Source organism: Sorangium sp. So ce1036 (assembly GCF_051369805.1).
Classification (GTDB): Bacteria; Myxococcota_A; Polyangia; order Polyangiales; family Polyangiaceae; genus Sorangium; species Sorangium cellulosum_F.
In genome coordinates, this window is sequence record NZ_JBBMOX010000001.1 from 7159502 (window position 1) to 7176578 (window position 17077).

The 17077-nt window shown below is 72.2% G+C and carries 10 protein-coding genes and 1 tRNA gene; 7 read left to right on the forward strand and 4 right to left on the reverse strand.

Annotated elements, in window-relative coordinates:
• The first annotated feature begins 45 nt into the window (after positions 1-45).
• From WMF31_RS26805 to WMF31_RS26815, 3 genes are all read left to right on the forward strand, one after another.
• Positions 46-1575, forward strand: a complete 1530-nt coding sequence (locus tag WMF31_RS26805) for a heparinase II/III domain-containing protein (RefSeq protein ID WP_436604670.1) — start codon at positions 46-48, stop codon at positions 1573-1575.
• Between the two features lie 17 nt (positions 1576-1592).
• Entirely contained in the window at positions 1593-3749 is a 2157-nt protein-coding gene (locus tag WMF31_RS26810) for a bi-domain-containing oxidoreductase (protein ID WP_436604671.1), read from the forward strand.
• Positions 3750-4481: 732 nt separating this feature from the next.
• Complete coding sequence (locus tag WMF31_RS26815) at positions 4482-5342, forward strand: hypothetical protein (RefSeq protein WP_436604672.1); 861 nt, start codon at positions 4482-4484, stop codon at positions 5340-5342.
• 120 nt (positions 5343-5462) lie between these two features.
• Here WMF31_RS26815 and WMF31_RS26820 read toward each other — a convergent pair whose 3' ends face one another.
• The 3 genes from WMF31_RS26820 to WMF31_RS26830 all read right to left on the reverse strand — a co-directional run bounded on the left by WMF31_RS26820 (position 5463) and on the right by WMF31_RS26830 (position 10102).
• Complete coding sequence (locus WMF31_RS26820) at positions 5463-6593, reverse strand: sugar ABC transporter substrate-binding protein (RefSeq protein ID WP_436604673.1); 1131 nt, start codon at positions 6591-6593, stop codon at positions 5463-5465.
• A 287-nt stretch (positions 6594-6880) separates the two neighbouring features.
• Positions 6881-8266, reverse strand: a complete 1386-nt coding sequence (locus WMF31_RS26825; RefSeq protein WP_436604674.1) for a response regulator — start codon at positions 8264-8266, stop codon at positions 6881-6883.
• 228 nt (positions 8267-8494) lie between these two features.
• Positions 8495-10102 carry a glycoside hydrolase family 43 protein gene (locus tag WMF31_RS26830; protein WP_436604675.1) on the reverse strand — a complete coding sequence of 536 codons (1608 nt, stop codon included), beginning with the start codon at positions 10100-10102 and terminating at the stop codon, positions 8495-8497.
• Positions 10103-10380: 278 nt separating this feature from the next.
• On the opposite strand from WMF31_RS26830, the gene WMF31_RS26835 reads away from it, so the two are divergent.
• Complete coding sequence (locus tag WMF31_RS26835; protein WP_436604676.1) at positions 10381-10749, forward strand: MmcQ/YjbR family DNA-binding protein; 369 nt, start codon at positions 10381-10383, stop codon at positions 10747-10749.
• 312 nt (positions 10750-11061) lie between these two features.
• A tRNA-Gly gene (locus WMF31_RS26840) sits at positions 11062-11136 on the forward strand.
• A 240-nt stretch (positions 11137-11376) separates the two neighbouring features.
• Here the strand turns inward: WMF31_RS26840 and WMF31_RS26845 are convergent.
• Positions 11377-12378 (reverse strand): DNRLRE domain-containing protein, encoded by a 1002-nt coding sequence (locus WMF31_RS26845; protein ID WP_436604677.1) that lies wholly within the window; start codon positions 12376-12378, stop codon positions 11377-11379.
• 402 nt (positions 12379-12780) lie between these two features.
• Between WMF31_RS26845 and WMF31_RS26850 the strand changes: the two genes are divergently transcribed.
• A complete protein-coding gene (locus tag WMF31_RS26850; protein WP_436604678.1) occupies positions 12781-12945 on the forward strand; it encodes a hypothetical protein in 165 nt (54 codons plus the stop codon).
• 607 nt (positions 12946-13552) lie between these two features.
• The gene (locus tag WMF31_RS26855) at positions 13553-16876 is read left to right on the forward strand and encodes a beta-propeller domain-containing protein (RefSeq protein ID WP_436606604.1); all 3324 of its coding nucleotides are present in this window, start codon (positions 13553-13555) and stop codon (positions 16874-16876) included.
• Positions 16877-17077 lie beyond the last annotated feature (201 nt).

Consider the following 17077-nt stretch of genomic DNA (forward strand, 5'->3'; position numbering starts at 1 on the left):
TCAGCGCGCCGCGTCGCAGGGCGAGGGGGCGGCGTGCGCTCGCCGATGAGCCTCCCGGATCGCGCCGCGCGCCTCGCGCGGACCGTGCGGTCGCTCCACCCCCTCCAGGTGCTCGCGCGCCCGGCCAGCGCGGCGCTCACGCGCGTCGTGCGCCGCGTCCCGTGCGCCGGCGCGCCGGCGATCCGCGCGGCCTTCCCGCCGGCCGACCCGCGCCTCCGCGCCTTCGCCGCGCGCGACCGGGAGCGGGCCAGCGCGCGCCTCGCGCGGCTCCCGCCCGGCTCGATGCTGCGCGCCTACGAGGCCGCGTACGGCTTCGAGGCGCTCGGCGAGGCGGCGCCCCTCTCGCGCGCCCTGCTGGCCGCGTCGGGCGTCGCGCTGGCCCCCTACCCCTCGTCCGTGCGCGCGCGGCAGCTCGCCCTCGCGGCGCGCCTCGGCGCGCGCGGCGCGGGCGGCGAGCTCGCGCGCGCCTGCCGCGCGATCCTCGTCCACCCGGAGCTCCACCTGCTCGGCAACCACCTGCTCGAGAACGGCCTCGGGCTCGCGTGCGGCGGCGCCGTGGCCAAGGGCCTCGAGGCGGACGCCTGGTGGCGCGCCGGCTCTGCGCTGCTCGCGTGGCAGCTCCCGGAGCAGTTCCTCGCCGACGGCGGGCACTTCGAGGGCTCGGCCAGCTACCACCTCTGGCTGCTCGCGGGGCTGCTCGAGGCGATCGAGCTCGCGGACGCCTCCGGGCGGGGCGCGCCCGCGCTGTGGCGAGAGACGGCCCGGGCGGCGCTCGCGTGGGCCTCGGCGGTGCGCGCGCCGGACGGCGCCTACCCCCTCTTCAACGACGCCGCGCTCGACGCCGCGCCCGCGCTCGACGACGTGCTCTCGCTGGGCGAGGCGTGCGGCCTCCCGGTCCACCGCGGCGCGCCGGCCGCGGCGGCCGAGCCCGGCGCCGCGCTGCTCGACCCGACGGGCTGGGCGCTGCTCTCGGTGCCCGGCGCGTGGCTCGCGTTCGACGCGGGGCCGGACGGCGCGCCCTACCAGCCCGGCCATGCGCACGCCGACGCCCTCGGCTTCGAGCTCTGGATCGACGGCGTCCGCACCGTGGTCGACTACGGCGTCGAGAGTTACGGCGAGCCCGCGGCCCGCGCGGCGACGCGCGCGACGCGCGCGCACAGCACCGTGGAGATCGACGACACGGACTCGTGCGAGGTGTGGGGCGGCTTCCGCGTGGGCCGCCGGGCGCGGGCGCGGCTGCTCGCGCTCGGCGCGGACGCGGGCGGGGCGCGCGCGGAGGCGTCGCACGACGGCTACGCCTGGATGCCCGGCGGCCCGGCGCACCGCCGGCGCGTCGAGCTCCGGCCCCGCCGGCTCGAGATCACCGACACGGTGACCGGGCCGTTCCGCCGCGCGGTCTCGCGGCTCCGGCTCGACGCCGGCGCCGCGGCGCGCGTCCGCGTCACGGCGGACGGCGCCCCCGCGCCGCCGAGCCCCGGGCGCTGGTACCCGCGGCACGGCGACCCGCTCCCGGCGGTCGTGCTCGCGCGGGAGATCCCTCGAGGCGGCGTGCTCCGCTGGGTTTTGGACTGGTAGGTCCGAGGAGAATCGGCATGCGTCAGGTATCTCAGAGTTATCGGACGGGGAAGCTCGCGCTGGTGGACACGGCGACGCCGCGGGCGCCCGCCGGCGGCGTCCTGGTGGACACCACGGTCTCGTTGATCTCGGCGGGCACGGAGCGCGCCATCGTCGACATGGCCCGCAAGAACCTGCTCGTGAAGGCCAAGGACCGGCCGGACCTGGTCGCCAAGGTGCTCGACAAGGCGAAGCGCGAGGGCGTGCTCTCGGCGTTCGACGCGGTCCGGACCAAGCTCGACAACCCGATCCCGCTCGGCTACTCGCTCGCGGGCCGCGTCGCGGAGGTGGGCGCCGGGGCGCCGGGCTTCGCGCGCGGCGATCGGGTCGCGTGCGCGGGCGCGGGCTTCGCGAACCACGCGGAGGTCAACGCGGTGCCGCTGAACCTCGTGGTGCGGGTGCCCGACGGGGTGACGGACGAGGAGGCCTCGTTCGTGACCGTGGGCGCGATCGCGCTGCACGGCGTGCGGCTCGCGCGCCCGACGCTCGGGGCGAGCGTGGTGGTGATCGGCCTCGGGCTGCTCGGGCAGATCACGGTGCAGCTGCTCGCGGCGCACGGCTGCGACGTCATCGGCGTCGATCTCGACCCGGCCAAGGTCGAGCGGGCGAAGGCGCGCGGGGCGGTCGCCGGCGTGGTGCCCTCGAGCGACGATCCGGTCGAGGTCGTGCGCGCGTTCACGGGCGGGATCGGCGCGGACGCGGTGGTGGTCACGGCCTCGTCGCCGACGAACGAGCCGCTGGTCACCGCGGGCGAGGTCGCGCGCGACAGGGCCCGCGTGGTGGCGGTCGGGGTGATGCCGATCGAGGTGCCGCGCAAGACCTACTACGACAAGGAGCTCGAGCTCGTCGTCTCGCGCAGCTACGGCCCGGGGCGCCACGATCCCGCGTACGAGGAGCGCGGGCACGACTACCCGATCGGCTACGTGCGCTGGACGGAGCGCCGCAACTTCGAGGCGGTGCTGCGCGCGATCGAGACGAAGCGGCTCGACGTCCTGAGCCTGGTGACGCACCGCTTCCCGTTCGAGGACGCGCTCGACGCGTACGCGGTGGTGACCGGCGAGCGGCCGGAGCCGCACCTCGGCGTGCTGCTCACCTATCCGGAGCGCGCAGCGCGCCCGGCGGCGGCGGCGGAGGTCAGGTCGGAGCACGTCCGGCGCGACCGGTCCACGCTGGGGGTCGCGATGGTGGGGACGGGCGCGTTCGCGTCGGGCGTGCTCTTGCCGGCGCTCGCGAAGATCCCGGGCGCGAAGCTCGTGGCGACGGTGTCGGGGCGCGGGCTCTCGGCGCGGCACGCGGCGGACCGGTTCGGGGCCGAGCACGTGCTGAGCGACATCGACGCGGCGCTCGCGCTTCCGGCGGTCGACGCGGTGATGATCGCGACGCGGCACTCGAGCCACGCGGCGCAGGCGGCGAAGGCGCTCGCCGCGGGCCGCGACGTGTTCCTGGAGAAGCCCGCGGCGATCGACGAGGCGCAGCTCGCGACGCTCGCGGAGGCGGTGGCCGGGGCGAGGGGTCGCTTGCAGGTCGGGTTCAATCGCCGGTTCGCGCCGTTCGCGGTGGCGGTGAGGGACGCGTTCTCCGGGCGGCGCGCGGGGCTCGTGATGGTCGCGCGGATCAACGCGGGGCGCGTGGCCGACACGAGCTGGCTGGCGGACGCGGCCGAGAGCGGGGGGCGCATCGTGGGCGAGGGCTGCCATTTCGTCGACCTGATGTCGTACTGGGCGGGCTCCTCGCCGGTCCGGGTGAGCGCGCACGGCCTCGGCGCCGAGGGGGCGTACCGCCGCGACGACAACGTCATCGCGACGCTGACGTTCGCGGACGGCAGCGTGGGGACGCTGATCTACACGGCGATGGGCGATCCGAGCGTGCCCAAGGAGAGCTACGAGGTGTTCTGCGAGGGCAAGATCGCGCGGCTCAACGACTGGCGGGCGCTGTCGCTGACCGAGCGCGGAAAGACGCGCACGACGCGCGCCCTGCGGGCGGACAAGGGGCATGCGGCGCAGCTCGCGGCGTTCGTGAGGGCGTGCAACACCGGGGGGTCGAGCCCGATCCCCTGGGCGAGCATCGAGGCGACCACGCGGGCGACGTTTGCGATCGAGAGGGCTCGGCTGGAGAACGTGAGCGTGGAGCTGTAGCGAGGGGGGGGATTCGGGCGAACCTGAAGCCCGAATCCCCCCGCGGCCACCAACCACCAATGTGGACGTGGACGTCTGAGCGTCCATCACATCCCGCCTAACTTCGCGAAATCCCTCGCATTTGCCCTCGGGGCAAAGTCCAATCATTTCGAGGACTTGAGCGAGACGTGACGGATGATGAGACGTGGACGTGGACGTCTGAGCATCCATCACATCTCGCCTAACCTCGCGAAATTACTCGCATTTAGCCCAAGGGCAAAGTCCAATCATTTCGAGGACTTGAGCGAGACGTGACGGATGATGAGACGTGGACGTGGACGTGGACGTGGACGTCTGAGCGTCCATCACATCTCGCCTAACCTCGCGAAATCCCTCGCATTTGCCCAGAGGGCAAAGTCCAATCATTTCGAGGACTTGAGCGAGATGTGACGGATGATGAGACGTCCACGTTCACGTCCACGTTCACCATCCGGACACCCCGCCGGCCATCCGGACACTCCCCCCCGCCATCCGGACACCCCGCCGGCCGTCCGGACACTCCTCCCCGCCATCCGGACGCGCGCCCCCGCGCTCAGCACGCCGTAGCGCGATCTCGTCCCCCCGGGTTTCCCCCTCTCGCATCCAGACCAGCACGTTTTCGCGCTGGACACCCCGGCGAGCGCTCTCATCCTTGCCGCTTCGCGCCGCGCCGGGAAAGGCGCGGGACGCAGGAGGAGGGAACAAGCAATCGCCATGGCAAAGCAGGGAAAGGACTACGCTCGCTGGGTCAAGGCCGCCGCCGGGACGGGGAGGACCGACAACCCGCTGAAGGTGCCGTACGACGTCGCCGTGCGCGAGGCGGTCGCCGCCGCGGCGTTCGTGACGAAGTACTGGGAGCCCGACGGTGAGCGCCCGGGCCTCAAGCGGGTCAAGAGCCGCCTGCCCGCGTCGAGCAGCGAGGAGCTGCTCTCCATCGTCCGCGCCGTGCAGGAGGCCCAGACACGACTGCTCCTCATCATCGATCCCGCGGTGACCGACCTCGGGGAGCGCGCCCGGTTCGTCGTCGACGAGCTCGAGTCGGCGCTCGAGTTCCTGCTCGACGATGACGTCGATGAGCCCGCCGACGCGCAGCTCACGCGCATCAAGGAGTTCCACGCGCAGGACGGCCAGCGCTCCAGCGCCCTCTCGCAGGCGCTCCGGGACTACGCGGGGCTCGCAGAGTCGCTCAAGGACCGCCTGCTCGAGGCAGATGAGGAGTTCGACGTCCGCCTCCTCGCCGAGGCCAGAAAGCTCGCGGACGATCTGCAACGGCGCGCGATCGAAACAGCCCCCGAAGGCGGCGCATCGGCCGCCGCGACCACGATCCGCAACCAGATGCTTCACCTCATGACGGGCCGCATTGCCGCCATCCGGAAGACCGCGGCGCACGTCTTCCGGCGCCACCCCGAGATCGTCCGTGAGGTCACGAGCGCCTACGAGCGGCGCCGGCGCGTGGCGGCGCGGCGCGAGAAGGCCCGCAAGGCCGCCGAGGCAGGACCGGCCCAGGGCCAGCCGGCGGCGGCATCCGCGACCCCCGCGCCCCCGTCGACATCGACAGGCGCTCTACCCTCGTAATCCAGGCCGGCCCGCCCCGCGCGCGCGGCATTTCCCTTCCAGGGCGCGTCCCCTCTTGGCGGCCCTGGCGCCCTGGCGGTTCTTCTGCTGATCCGGGGCAACTTCCCGCAGTAAGTAGCGCTACTGGTTCGCGCCGATCGAGCCGAGGAAGTCGTTGTAGGCGTCGATCTTGCCCCCCGGGACCACATCGACCCCCGTGTTGACCCGGCTGCCATCGACCATCTGGCGGGCGAGGATCTCCCTGGTCGCGTCGAGGCCGATGTTCTTGATGGCATAGAGGATATAGGGCACGAGATAGCCCTGGTAGTACTGCCGCTGGACGTGCGTGGCCTGGATGCGCCCCTCGCGCATGTAGTCGACGGTCTTCGGATCGAAGTCGAAGGCCACGACGGGGAGCTCCGGCTTGCCCGCCGCCTCTGCGGCCATCGCGCACCGATACGAGATGTTGAACAGGCCGATCAACCCCACGACGGGCGGATTCGCCATCCCGATCTGGGTCTTCATCCATTCGACGTCCTCGGTCTCGCCCGTGGGGGCCCAGGTGGATTGACGCACCAGGACCTCGTAGCCGGCCTCCTCGAACGCCTGCTGAGCCCCCTGCGTCCGCTCCAGCCCGCTGCTCCCGGCCGTGTTGACGCTGCCGTGGAGGATCACCGTCCCCGGCGGCTTGGGCAGCATCGCGAGCAGGGTGCTCGCCGCCTTGGCGCCGGCGGACCTGTCGAGGGTCCCGACGTAGATCGCGCGCTTCGAGGCCGCCACGTCGGCGTCGAGCGTCACGACGTGGACGCCCTTCGCGACGGCCTCGTCGACGGCGGTTCTCTGGATGTCGCTGATGGGCGCGAGGCCGATCCCTTCCGCCCCGTCCTCCACCGCCTGCTGGATTTGCAGGTTCTGAAGCTCGTCCGATCCAGGGCCGTCCTCCGACGGCGCGACGGGCCCGATCACGCTCCCCGTGGCCTCGAGCTCCCCCATGGCCCGGTTCGCGGCCGCGACGACCGGCGCCCAGAAGCCGGTGGCGTTCCTCAGGAGGACCGCCATCTGCATCGGCCGGTGCGAGCTCCCGTTGATCGCGGCGACGAGCCTGTCGACCGTCGCCTCGAGCTCCGCGGGAGTGAACTCATTCTCCGGCGCCGGGACGCGTCGGATCGGCGTGCCTTGCGCCCCCGCGTCGGCGGTCTCACCCGATCCGCACGCCGCCGTCATCAGCATGAGCCCAAGGGCCGTCGTCCCCCATCGTGCAATCCTCGCCAAGAGTCCCTCCTCGTCCGTGGCCCGTCTGGTTGCCCGCCGTGCCCCTGATCGATCGTCGAGCTCGCCGCGAGATCATCGCCCGTCACGGCGCGTGACGGGCACGGGCGTACGATCGACGAAGGTGTCCTCGTCGATGGTCCATCTCCTCATGAGACGATGCTTGCTCGCGCCGTGCTCGCGCTCGTCGGCTGCCCCGACATGCCGGAGCGCGACCCCGCAGGCCTCAGGATGACATCGCAAAGGGGACGGAAATGTCAAGCGACATGGTAACGATACGTTGCGGCGGCTCAGCTCGCGGCGGGCGCCGCGGCCCGCGCGAGCTGGCTGATGGCCGCGATGCCGCGGTTCGAGTCCTCCTCGGTCAGGAACAGGCGCAGCGTCTCGTGGATCGCGGGCAACGCGCGGTGGAGGTCCTCGGGCGACATCGACCGCGGCTCGATGCCGGCGCGCAGGCACGCCCGGACGATCGTGCTCGGCCCGCTCACGCTGGAGAGCCCGCTCGCGGCGACCACCTGGTCGAACAGCGAGCCCGCCGGCGGCGCCGCGCTCCCCGGGCCTGATCCGGCGTGCTGGCTCGACGGCACCTCGTCCGGGCTGCTGCTCCCCGCGCGCCTCGACGACGCCCCGTCCGGCGGGCTGCTGCTCCCCGCGCGCCTCGCGGGCGCCCCGTCCGGCGGGCTGCTGCTCCCCGCGCGCCTCGCGGGCGCCCCGTCCGGCGGGTTGCTGCTCCCCGCGCGCCTCGCGGGCGCCCCGTCCGGCGGGCTGCTGCTCCCCGCGCGCCTCGCGGGCGCCCCGTCCGGCGGGTTGCTGCTCCCCGCGCGCCTCGCGGACGCCCCGTCCGGCGGGCTGCTGCTCCCCGTGCCCCTCGTGGGCGCTCCGCCCTCCGCGCCCTGGACGGCCCTGGACCGGAACAGACCGCGCAGCCGCGTCCTCAGCATGGCGATCTCGGGCGTCTTCAACACGAAGTCGTCCACGCCGATGCGCACGCCCTCCGCCCGGGTGTCGGCGTCGTCGTGCCCGGCCAGGATGACCACGGGAATGTGGCGCAGGGCGTCAGCGCTCTTGATCCGCCGCGCGGTCTCGAGGCCGCCCATGCCCGGCATCAGCAGGTCGATGATCACGCCGTCGACCCGCTCCACCGCGAGCAGGCTCAGCGCCTCGTCCCCGGATTGCGCCGGGACGACGTCGCAGCCGTCCTGCCTCAGGAGCTGCGCGACCGTGGCGCGGTACGTGGGGCTGTCGTCCACGACCAGGATCCTCTTGCCCGTCACCGCGGAGGCACCGCCGCCCGGGGACCGCAGCGCCGCGCCGTGCTGGCTCGCGAGCTCCGTCGCCCGGAGGACGAGCGCGCCCCCGTCGTACGGCTTCTCGACGTGCTCGTCCGCGCCCACGCCCAGGGCCTGGAGCCGGTGCCTCACCTCGGCCTCGGTGGAGAGGACGATCACGGGCACGCGCTCGGCCCCGGCGCGGATCTCCCGGAGGAGCTCGATGCCGTCGCCGTCCGGCAGGAGGGCGTCGAGGATCACCAGGGAGAAGGGCTTCGATCGCAGCACCTTCTGCGCGAGCGCCCGGGTCTCGCACGCCGTCACCACGAAGCCGGCGCCGCGGAGCAGGCCGCGGAGATCCATGCGGATCGTGAGGCTGCCGTCGACGATCAGGACATGAGGTTTCATGCTGCTCCCTTCTGCTCCTGGACAGCACGCGCAGCGTAGGGCCGATCGCCCGCGCCGATAAGGCATGGTGCGCCGCGTGTCGCGCAATCACCTCCCGCGGCGCCCCGAGTACGACCGAGGAAGATTCGTGCCGTGCGAGCGTCACGCGCGAGCGGGACGAGGGGGTCGTGGGCCACGCCCGCGTCGCGCTCCGCGCCGCGGGCGACCCGGGGCCGAGGCGCCGGGCGCTCAGCGCTCCGGCGGGAGCTCCTGGTAATCGAGGTGATCGAAATCGGCGTGCAGGAACGCGCCCGTGAGGTCGTGGGCGCACAGCGCCGCGAACGTCCCGGTGAAGCCGATGCCGACCGACGTGCGCTCGTCCGACAGGATCGACGCGTCCAGCACCGGGCCGAGCGCGTCGAAGCGCTCGCCGTCCTCGGAGCACGAGAACCGGAGGTCCTTGCCGGAGAGCTCGAAGCGGAGGTGGACCCGCGGCGCCGCGACGGGGAGCGGGGCGTCCGTCAGCCAGGTGAGCTTCCCGCGCTCGCTGCCGAGAAGCGCCAGCGAGCGCCCCACGCGCTCGTCGTGGCTGAGCAGCGCATAGAAGAAATTCTCGTCGTCGTAGAGGCACATGAGCCCCGCCATCTGCTGGAACGAGGTCGGCTCGAACTCGAGGCAGGTCTCGACGCGGCAGCGGAGCGACTGCACGCGGCGCCCGACGACGCTCTGCCGGTGCAGCGAGTGCGGCGACTCGCGCCCGCGGAGGCGCAGGAAGCCGGGGCGCTCGCGCAGCGAGAGCCAGCGCTCGTCGGGCACGTCGCGCAGCACCTGGTACGCGACGCCGAGCGTCTCCCGATCGAACGTGTCGCGCGCCGGGGGCTCCTCGAACGGGTGGGCGGGCAGCCGGGGCGCCTGCACGCGGACGGCAGGCGCGCGCGGGCCCGGCGCGCCGTCGAGCGCGAGCCAGCCGCCGTCGGTCCAGCGCACGCGCTGCAGCGCCGTCTCGCGGCCGAGGATGCAGCGGCGCTCGCCCGGGAGCGGCCGCCCGCAGAGGTGGGCCAGGTACCATTCGCCCGTCGAGGTCTCGACGAGGCAGCCGTGCCCGGCCTTCTGGAGCTCGAGGCCCGCGTCGTGCCGGGAGGTCAGGAAGGGCCCGTCCGGATCGACCTCGTACGGCCCCTCGATGCGGCGGGAGCGCGCGAGCGTCGCCGCGTGCTCGTAGGCGGTGCCGCCCTCGGCGACGAGGAGGTAGTAGTGCTCCCCGCGCCGGTAGAGGTGCGGCCCCTCGGTGCAGCCGAGGCCGCTGCCGGAGAAGATGAGGCGGCGCTCCCCGACGAGCCGACGCCGCTCCTTGTCGAGCTCCTGCAGCACGATGCCGGCGAACGGATCGCGGCCGGGGCGGTGGTCCGACACCATGTTCACGAGCCACGCCCGGCCGTCGTGGTCGTGGAAGAGCGAGGGGTCGAACCCGCCCCGGTTGAGCGCCACGGGCTCGGACCACGGCCCCTCGATGCGGCTCGCGGTGACGAGGTAGTTGTGGGCGTCGACGAAGCCGCGGGCCCAGGTCTTGACGTCGGTATAAACGAGGTAGAACACGCCGTCGGCGTGGGTGAGGCAAGGCGCCCAGACGCCCCCCGACCGCGGATTGCCGACCAGGTCGAGCTGGGAGCGACGGTCCAGGGCGTGGCCGATGGGCCGCCAGTGCCGGAGATCGCGGCTGTGGTGGAGCCGCACGCCCGGGAACCACTCGAAGGTGGATGTCGCGATGTAGTAGTCCTCCCCCACCCGGACGATGGAGGGATCCGGATGGAAGCCCCGGAGGATCGGGTTCTCGATCATGGTCGTGTCGTCGGTCATGGCCCGTCGCGGTCTCCGATGGGAATCGATTGGGAATCGATGGCGCCCGGCCACGCGGCGCCGCCCGGCGCGGCGCGCCCCGTTTCCGGGCATCTTGCAGCGGGCCGGTCGATCCGCGCAACGAAACACGCCGGGCCAGGGCGAGACCTGGCCGGAAGCGCCCTGGCCGTTTCCTTTCTCCCCCCCTCGTGCTCCAATCCTCGTCCCCGTCGGGGGTGGGTGATGGCCTCCCCGCCGCGGAGAGGCAGAGGGGTCGACGTGAGCGATCGTGACAGGCCATGAACTGGGAGCAGCTCTGCAAGCTCGGCCTCGCGCTGCCCGAGGTGGTGGAGGACGTGTGGTTCCGAACGCCCGCGCTCAAGGTCCGCGGTAAGGCGTTCGTGCGCCTCAAGGAAGACGGCGAGTCCGTGGTCTTCCTGCTCGAGAGCGTCGACGAGCAGGAATTCCTGATCGAGGCGCGGCCGGACATCTACTTCATCACCGACCACTACCGCGGCTATCCGGCCGTGCTGGCGCGCCTCCGGGCGCTGCGCGCGCCCGAGTGCCGCATGCGGCTCGAGCAAGCGTGGCGCCTCAAGGCGCCGAGGACCCTGGTGAAGCAGCTCGACCAGCGCCCGCCCGCGAAGCCCGCCCGGCGACGCGCCTGAGGCCAGGCGGCCGCGCTGCGAGCGGCGCGGCGGCTCACCGGGCAGCCGGGCGGTTCGCCGGTCCGCGCCGAGCAGGCGGGCGGTTCGCCGGGCGGACATCGCGACGGCCCGACCGGGCGACCGCCGTCGGCCGGCGGCAGAACCGCGGCGGCGCGCGCGGGCGCCACGCCACCGAACAGCGCGACCGCGCGCCTCCGTGCGGAACGGGCTTGACAGTCCGCGAAGGGGCGGCTAAGTGCAGCCCCCTCACGTCGGGCGAAGGCGGTCCGGCGTGGGCTCCACGTCGAGCCGCGCGCCCGAAGGTCGGAGTTTGCGGGAGTAACTCAGTGGTAGAGTGCAACCTTGCCAAGGTTGACGTCGCGGGTTCAAATCCCGTCTCCCGCTCCAGCACCGCCAGGATCACGAGACGCCGGCGACGGGGGCGCTGACCAGGACAGCGCCCCCCTGCCGGGGTAACCACGCTCCGGCGTGGCCGCGGTCCGGCCGGAGCGCCCGCGCCGTGCGCGGCGCGGATCTACCGCGCGAGCCGCCACGGCGTCCCCCGCATCGCCGCGCGCGACGCCCCCGATCCCGGAGCGCCGGACGACGCGCGCCCGGCGCCCACGGGGAGCCCGGCCCGGCGACCGGCTAGTTCGAGCAGACGATGTCGGTGACGCCGCTGACCTCGCACCAGTTGCCCCAGTTCCACTGGATGTCCCCGCGCGAGTAGAACAGGTGGCAGTTGTCGAGCTCGGTGCACGGCGCGTCCGCCCCGTGCGACACGAGCTGGGCGTAGCCGTTGACCTCGCACGCCCACTGCGCGCAGGTGGCCGCGTCGCCGCACCCGTTCCAGCCCCCGCAAGCGCCGTGGTGCCCGTAGGCCTCGCCCGGCTGGGTGATCATCACGCCCACCGGCGGGCAGGCGGCGCAGGGCCCGCCGCAGTCGACCCCTTCCTCCCCCTGGTTCTGGATGCCGTCATCGCAGGTCGGCGCCGTGTAACAGACGCTCAGCATCGGGCGCCTGGCCGCGTTCGCCTCCTCGCTGCTCTTGAACTCCGTCTTCAGGACCAGATCCTCCTCGAGCGCGATACCATGGTTGTTCCCGGCGTCCGTCCAGCCCTGAACGACCGCCGTCAGGTCGGCCGTGACAATGCCGGCGACCTGGCTCTGGGTCGCGATGGTGCTCACGACGGTGGCGTCATAGCTGCTCGCGGAGCTCGTCCACGTGGCGGTATCCTCCGACCACGGCGCGGTGACCTGGTGGACGCGCACCGTGCTCTCGCCGTCGCGCCAGTTCTGGTGGAGCTTCAGCGTGGCCGAGTCGATGATCGAGCCCGCCGGGATGAAGTCGAGGCCGAACTTGAGCAGCGAGCGCTTCTCGTAGCCGTTCGACAGGCCAGTATACAGCGTCCCGCTGGCGCCGCTCGGGTTGTCCGCCGAGGACTCGTCGAGGAACGTGTCCTCCACCGCGCTGCCGGGCAGCCCGCGCTGGACGTCCACGCACACCGAGAGCGCCTGCTTCGCCCGCCCGGTCTGCTCGCCAAGATCGCTGTTGAAATCTCCTGTTTGAGCCGTGGTGGACGAGCTGCATCCGGCGAAGCCGAACGTCGCGGGAATGCCGAGGATCGCGGCCGCAATCATCTTCTTCATCTCGAATTCTCCTTACCAGTCCGCAAGACGGATCTATCCCCGATGCCCCTGTCCGCTGCCCGGAGACGATTGGCCGATCGGCGTCGTGCGACGTCGATCGTCAAGAATCGCGAGCAGAAGACATCGTGGCAATCGTGCAATTGACAGCAATCGAACCGCAATGTCAACGAGCAAGCTCGAAGGCCACGAACAATTTCCTGGACCCGGACCTTCGCATGTCCACGTGTCGGTCTTGCCCGGTCTTGCCCGGTCTTGCCCGGTCTTGCCCGGTCTTGCCCGGTCATCCCCGATCGTGCCCGTTTTGCCTGGTCTTGCCCGCGCATGTCCTGGTTGACGCGGGAGAACGTGCGCTCCGGCGGCTCTTTCGAAGGCCCCCTGGAATTGTCACGGTGTCACGGTGTCATGCGTCACGTTGTCGTCAAGATCGCCGGACCCCGCCATGCGGGCATGGAGCTCCAGCGCACCGGGCACCGGGTCGCCGCGGCGCTCCTCGACGACAGAGCCCGCGCCGGCGGCGCAGCGCGCGCGCTCGCTCGCTGGCGACACGGCGGCGGCCAGGAGCCCTGAGCGCGCGCGGCGGCCCGCGGAATGGCGGCCACGGGACAACGGACGACGTCACAGGCGAAGTGGACTCAGGTCATCGGGCCCCTCTCGCGCTCGACATCACCGCTCCTCCCCGGCGCCACGATGAGGGGAGGGCCCTCGGCGTGACGCCTCGCGCGGCAACGACGTCCCTGCCCGACGCCCCGGGTGACCCGCGTGAACGGACGAGCACGGGGTGTGGGCAGAGGGCCGCCCCTGTGAGCCGTCGGGCCCCCGCTCCGTCCAGACATCATCCTCGGGGCGTGTGGACAGCCGCTGTCCTCACCTTCCCCTCGCCGCGTTCCACGTTGAGCAATTCCTCCAGCCATTGGATACTCTGCGCGATGCGACTCCCCGGTCCACGAAGGCCAAAACCGGGAGGCAAGGCCGATCGCGCGCTGCGCCGCGCCGGCCCGGGCTCTCGGCCCGCGGCCGGACGACCCAGCGCGCCGGCGTCCCTGCCCCGGGGAGCGCAGACCGCGGCTGAACACAGGGTGTACGCAGGTTCCATACCTCGGTCGAGGTAGAGGAGGAGTGGTCCGTGGCGAAGAGAGCTGCTTGCAGACGTGTGCTGTTGGGGCCGGCCAGCGTGATGGCCGCGCTTCTCTTGCTCTTTGGACAGGGGTGCGGGGGCGGCAACGACAACCCGCCTGATCCCACCACGCAGAACCCGCCGGACGAGAATCCGCCCGACGAGGACCCGCCGGACGAGAATCCGCCCGACGAGAACCCGCCGGACGAGAACCCGCCGGACGAGAATCCGCCCGACGAGAATCCGCCCGACGAGAACCCGCCCGACGAGGACCCGCCGGCAGAGACGCCCGAGGGGCCCACCGACTTCGTGTCGGCCGATGAGCCCTTCAGCGAGGGCTACTTCGGTGAGGAGGAGGAAGAAGAGGAGGAAGAGGAAGAAGAAGAGGAGGAGGAGTCCGGGCGCGACATCGAGGAGGGCGACATCTACCGTGTCCTCGGTAACGGACATCTCCTCAACCTCAACCCCTACCGCGGCCTCCAGGTCATCAACATCCAGGATCCGTCGAGCCCGCAGTTCCTCGGCCAGATGCCGATCACCGGCACCCCGGTCGAGATGTACGTCGTGGGCGACCGCGCCGTCGTGCTCATGAACGACTGGGCGGGTTATCAGCTCAAGGCCGATGGCCTCACCGTGGAGAGGAAGACGGGCGGGACCGTCCTGCTGATCGACATCGCCGACCGCGCCGCGCCCAAGCTCCTCTCGCACCTGCCCGTCGCGGGCTCGATCATGACCAGCCGGGTCGCGCGCGGCGCGAGCACGAGCTCGCTCTACGTCGCCTCGAACGGGTCGGAGCTGGTCGAGGTCGCCGCCGGCCAGTGGCAGTATGTCCGCAAGACGCGGGTCAAGAGCTTCGATATCGGCGACGACGGCCTCGTCGAGCGCACCGAGATCGAGCTCGGCGACACCGTGACCGCCATCCACGCCGAGGCCGACGTGCTCCTCGTGGCGCGCAGCGGCTCCAGCTGGTCCGAGGAGGCCAGCCAGGTCTCGGTCATCGACATCTCGAGCCACGACGGCTCCATGACGCTGCGCGACACCGTCGATACGGCCGGCTACGTGCGCTCCCAGTTCCACATGGATTTCCGCAACGACACGCTGCGTGTGTTCTCCGGGCCGCGGTGGAGCGGCGGGGCGTCCAGCCACCTGGAGACCTGGAACGCGGCCGATCCCGACGACCTCGTGCCGGTCGACAGCGAGGAGTTCGGCACCGGACAGTCGCTCTTCGGGGCCATCTTCCTGGAGGACAGGGCGTTCGCGGTCACCTACCTCCGCCAGGATCCGTTCCACGCCTTCTCCATCGATCCGGCGGGGAACGTCGCCGAGGAGAGCGAGTTCATCGTGTCCGGGTGGAACGACTTCTTCCGCCCGGTCCTCGGCGCGACCCGCCTGATCGGGATCGGCGTGAACGACGAGGGAGGGACCCGCAAGCTCGCGGCCAGCCTCTATGACATCACCGACCTGCAGAACGCCAATCCCCTGGTGGCGCGCGCCGAGGTGGCGGGCGACGGCAGCGGCTGGAGCTGGTCCGAGGCGAGCTGGGACCACCGCGCGTTCTCCGTGCTCGACGACGCCGTGTCGGTCGCGGCGCCGACCGGAGAGACCGAGACGGGCATCGTGCTGCTCCCGTTCTCGACGCGCATGCGCGTCGACAACCGGTGGCGGACGCTCTCCGGCGTGCAGATCTTCACCTTCTCGGACACGACCCTCACCCGCCGCGGGGTGATGGAGCACGGGACCCCCGTGCGCCGCACGTTCCACGCGGAGGGCGACACCACGGCGAACGTGTCCGACCAGGAGCTCAGCCTGTTCAGCCAGAGCGACCTCGACAGCCCCGCGGAGCTCGGACGGCTCGAGCTCGCCCCGGATTACGTGAGGGTCTTCGCGTTCGGCGATCACCGCGTGCGGGTGAAGTATCCGAGCGATCTCTACTGGGACGACACCCCCCGCATGGCCCAGGTGGACGTCGTGCCGAGCGCGGGGCTCACCCAGATCGCCGCGCCCGTGGCGCGCTTCGAGGTGCCGGCCGACGCGCAGCTCTTCCAGGTGGGCGACCTGCTCGTGACCCTCACCACCACCTTCGAGAACTGGGTGGGCAAGGTGAGCCACCTCCAGGTGTACGATCTCTCCGATCCGACCGCGCCGCGGGAGGCGGGCGCGCTCGACACGGGCGAGCTGCCGTCGTTCGGCACCTACCACGTCGGCGGGAAGTCGTTCCCGACCGTGCACGCCCTGGCCGACTCCCTCGCTTTCCTGCGCGTCATCAGCCACGCGGAGGAGCTCGGCAACGGCTGGGAGTGCCGGACGGTCACGATCGGCGACACCCGCTGCTTCGGCCAGGAAGGCTGCACGTACGTGGCCGGCGAGCGGACGTGCCGCAACGTCCGCGGCGACGAGTACTGCCACGGCGGGTTCGCGGAGTGCGTGGATCACGCCGGCGCGGACACGACCTGCACGCCGATCGAGGTCGGCCGGGACGACCTCCCGGGCGTCACCCAGACGAGCTGCCGCGAATACGTGCCGCGCCGGACCTGGGCGCAGCTCGATATCCACGGGGTCGATCTCACCGACCCGGATGCCCCCAGCCTGACGCCGCCCGTCGCGCTGCCGCCCGGCGACGAGGCCGTGAGCCTGTTCACCGAGGACGGCGAGCTGTACATGACCGTGAAGCGGCTGGTCAGGGCGAACGACGACCCGCGCCCGCACACGCAGTACTTCCTCACGCGGCTCGATCGGTCGAACCCCATGGAGCCCGCGCTCGCGCCGGCGGTCAACGTGCCCGGCGAGGTCCTCGCGGTGCAGGGCTCGACGATCTTCGCGAGCGACAAGGTGTGGGGCGAGCAGTTCATCGAGACGGCGATCGCGCGGCTCGAGGTGCACGAGGGGCTCGCGTACCTGCAGGACTACCGGCGGTTCCCGAACCGCCAGATCAACGCGATCTCCATCGACGATCGCGGCCTGCCCGTCCTGTCCCACGGGCTGATCTGGCGCCCGACGTACGCGTGGTATCACGGGTGGGATCCCAACCAGAAGCTGACCACGCTCGCGCCCGTGCCCGCGGAGGAGCAGCCGCCGCCCCCGGAGGACGAGGACGATCCCCCGGCGAGCAGCGCGTTCAACGTGCTCTCCGAGGTGCGCATCGCGTCGTGGGCGTCGCTGACCGGCACCGCCGACGGCCGCGCGCTGTTCGGGGTCCCCGGCGGCGTGCTGGCGATCTCCCTCGAGCAGCCCGAGCAGCCGAGGGCGCAGGCGTACTTCCCCCTCGCGGGGCGGCCTGACACGTTCGTGGTCAGCGGAGAGGAGATCCTGTTCGCGGGCCGGAGCTACGGTATCCACCAGCTCGATCGCGATACCGTCAATCTGATCCCCTACCTCGGCGAGTAGCACCTTCGATCGCGCGTCGCCGCGTCGACCGCGGCGCGGCGGCCCGCCGGCCAGCGCCGGAGACGCGCCCGCGCGCCGAGCCCGGTCCAGCCCGTCGGGCCGCTCAAAGCGGTGGCAAGGCGCGGCGCCTCTGGCAGCCTAGCTGCACTTGGTGGCTGCCAGGCCCGGGCCCCCGCGGGGGCTCGTCGCGACCGGCCCGGC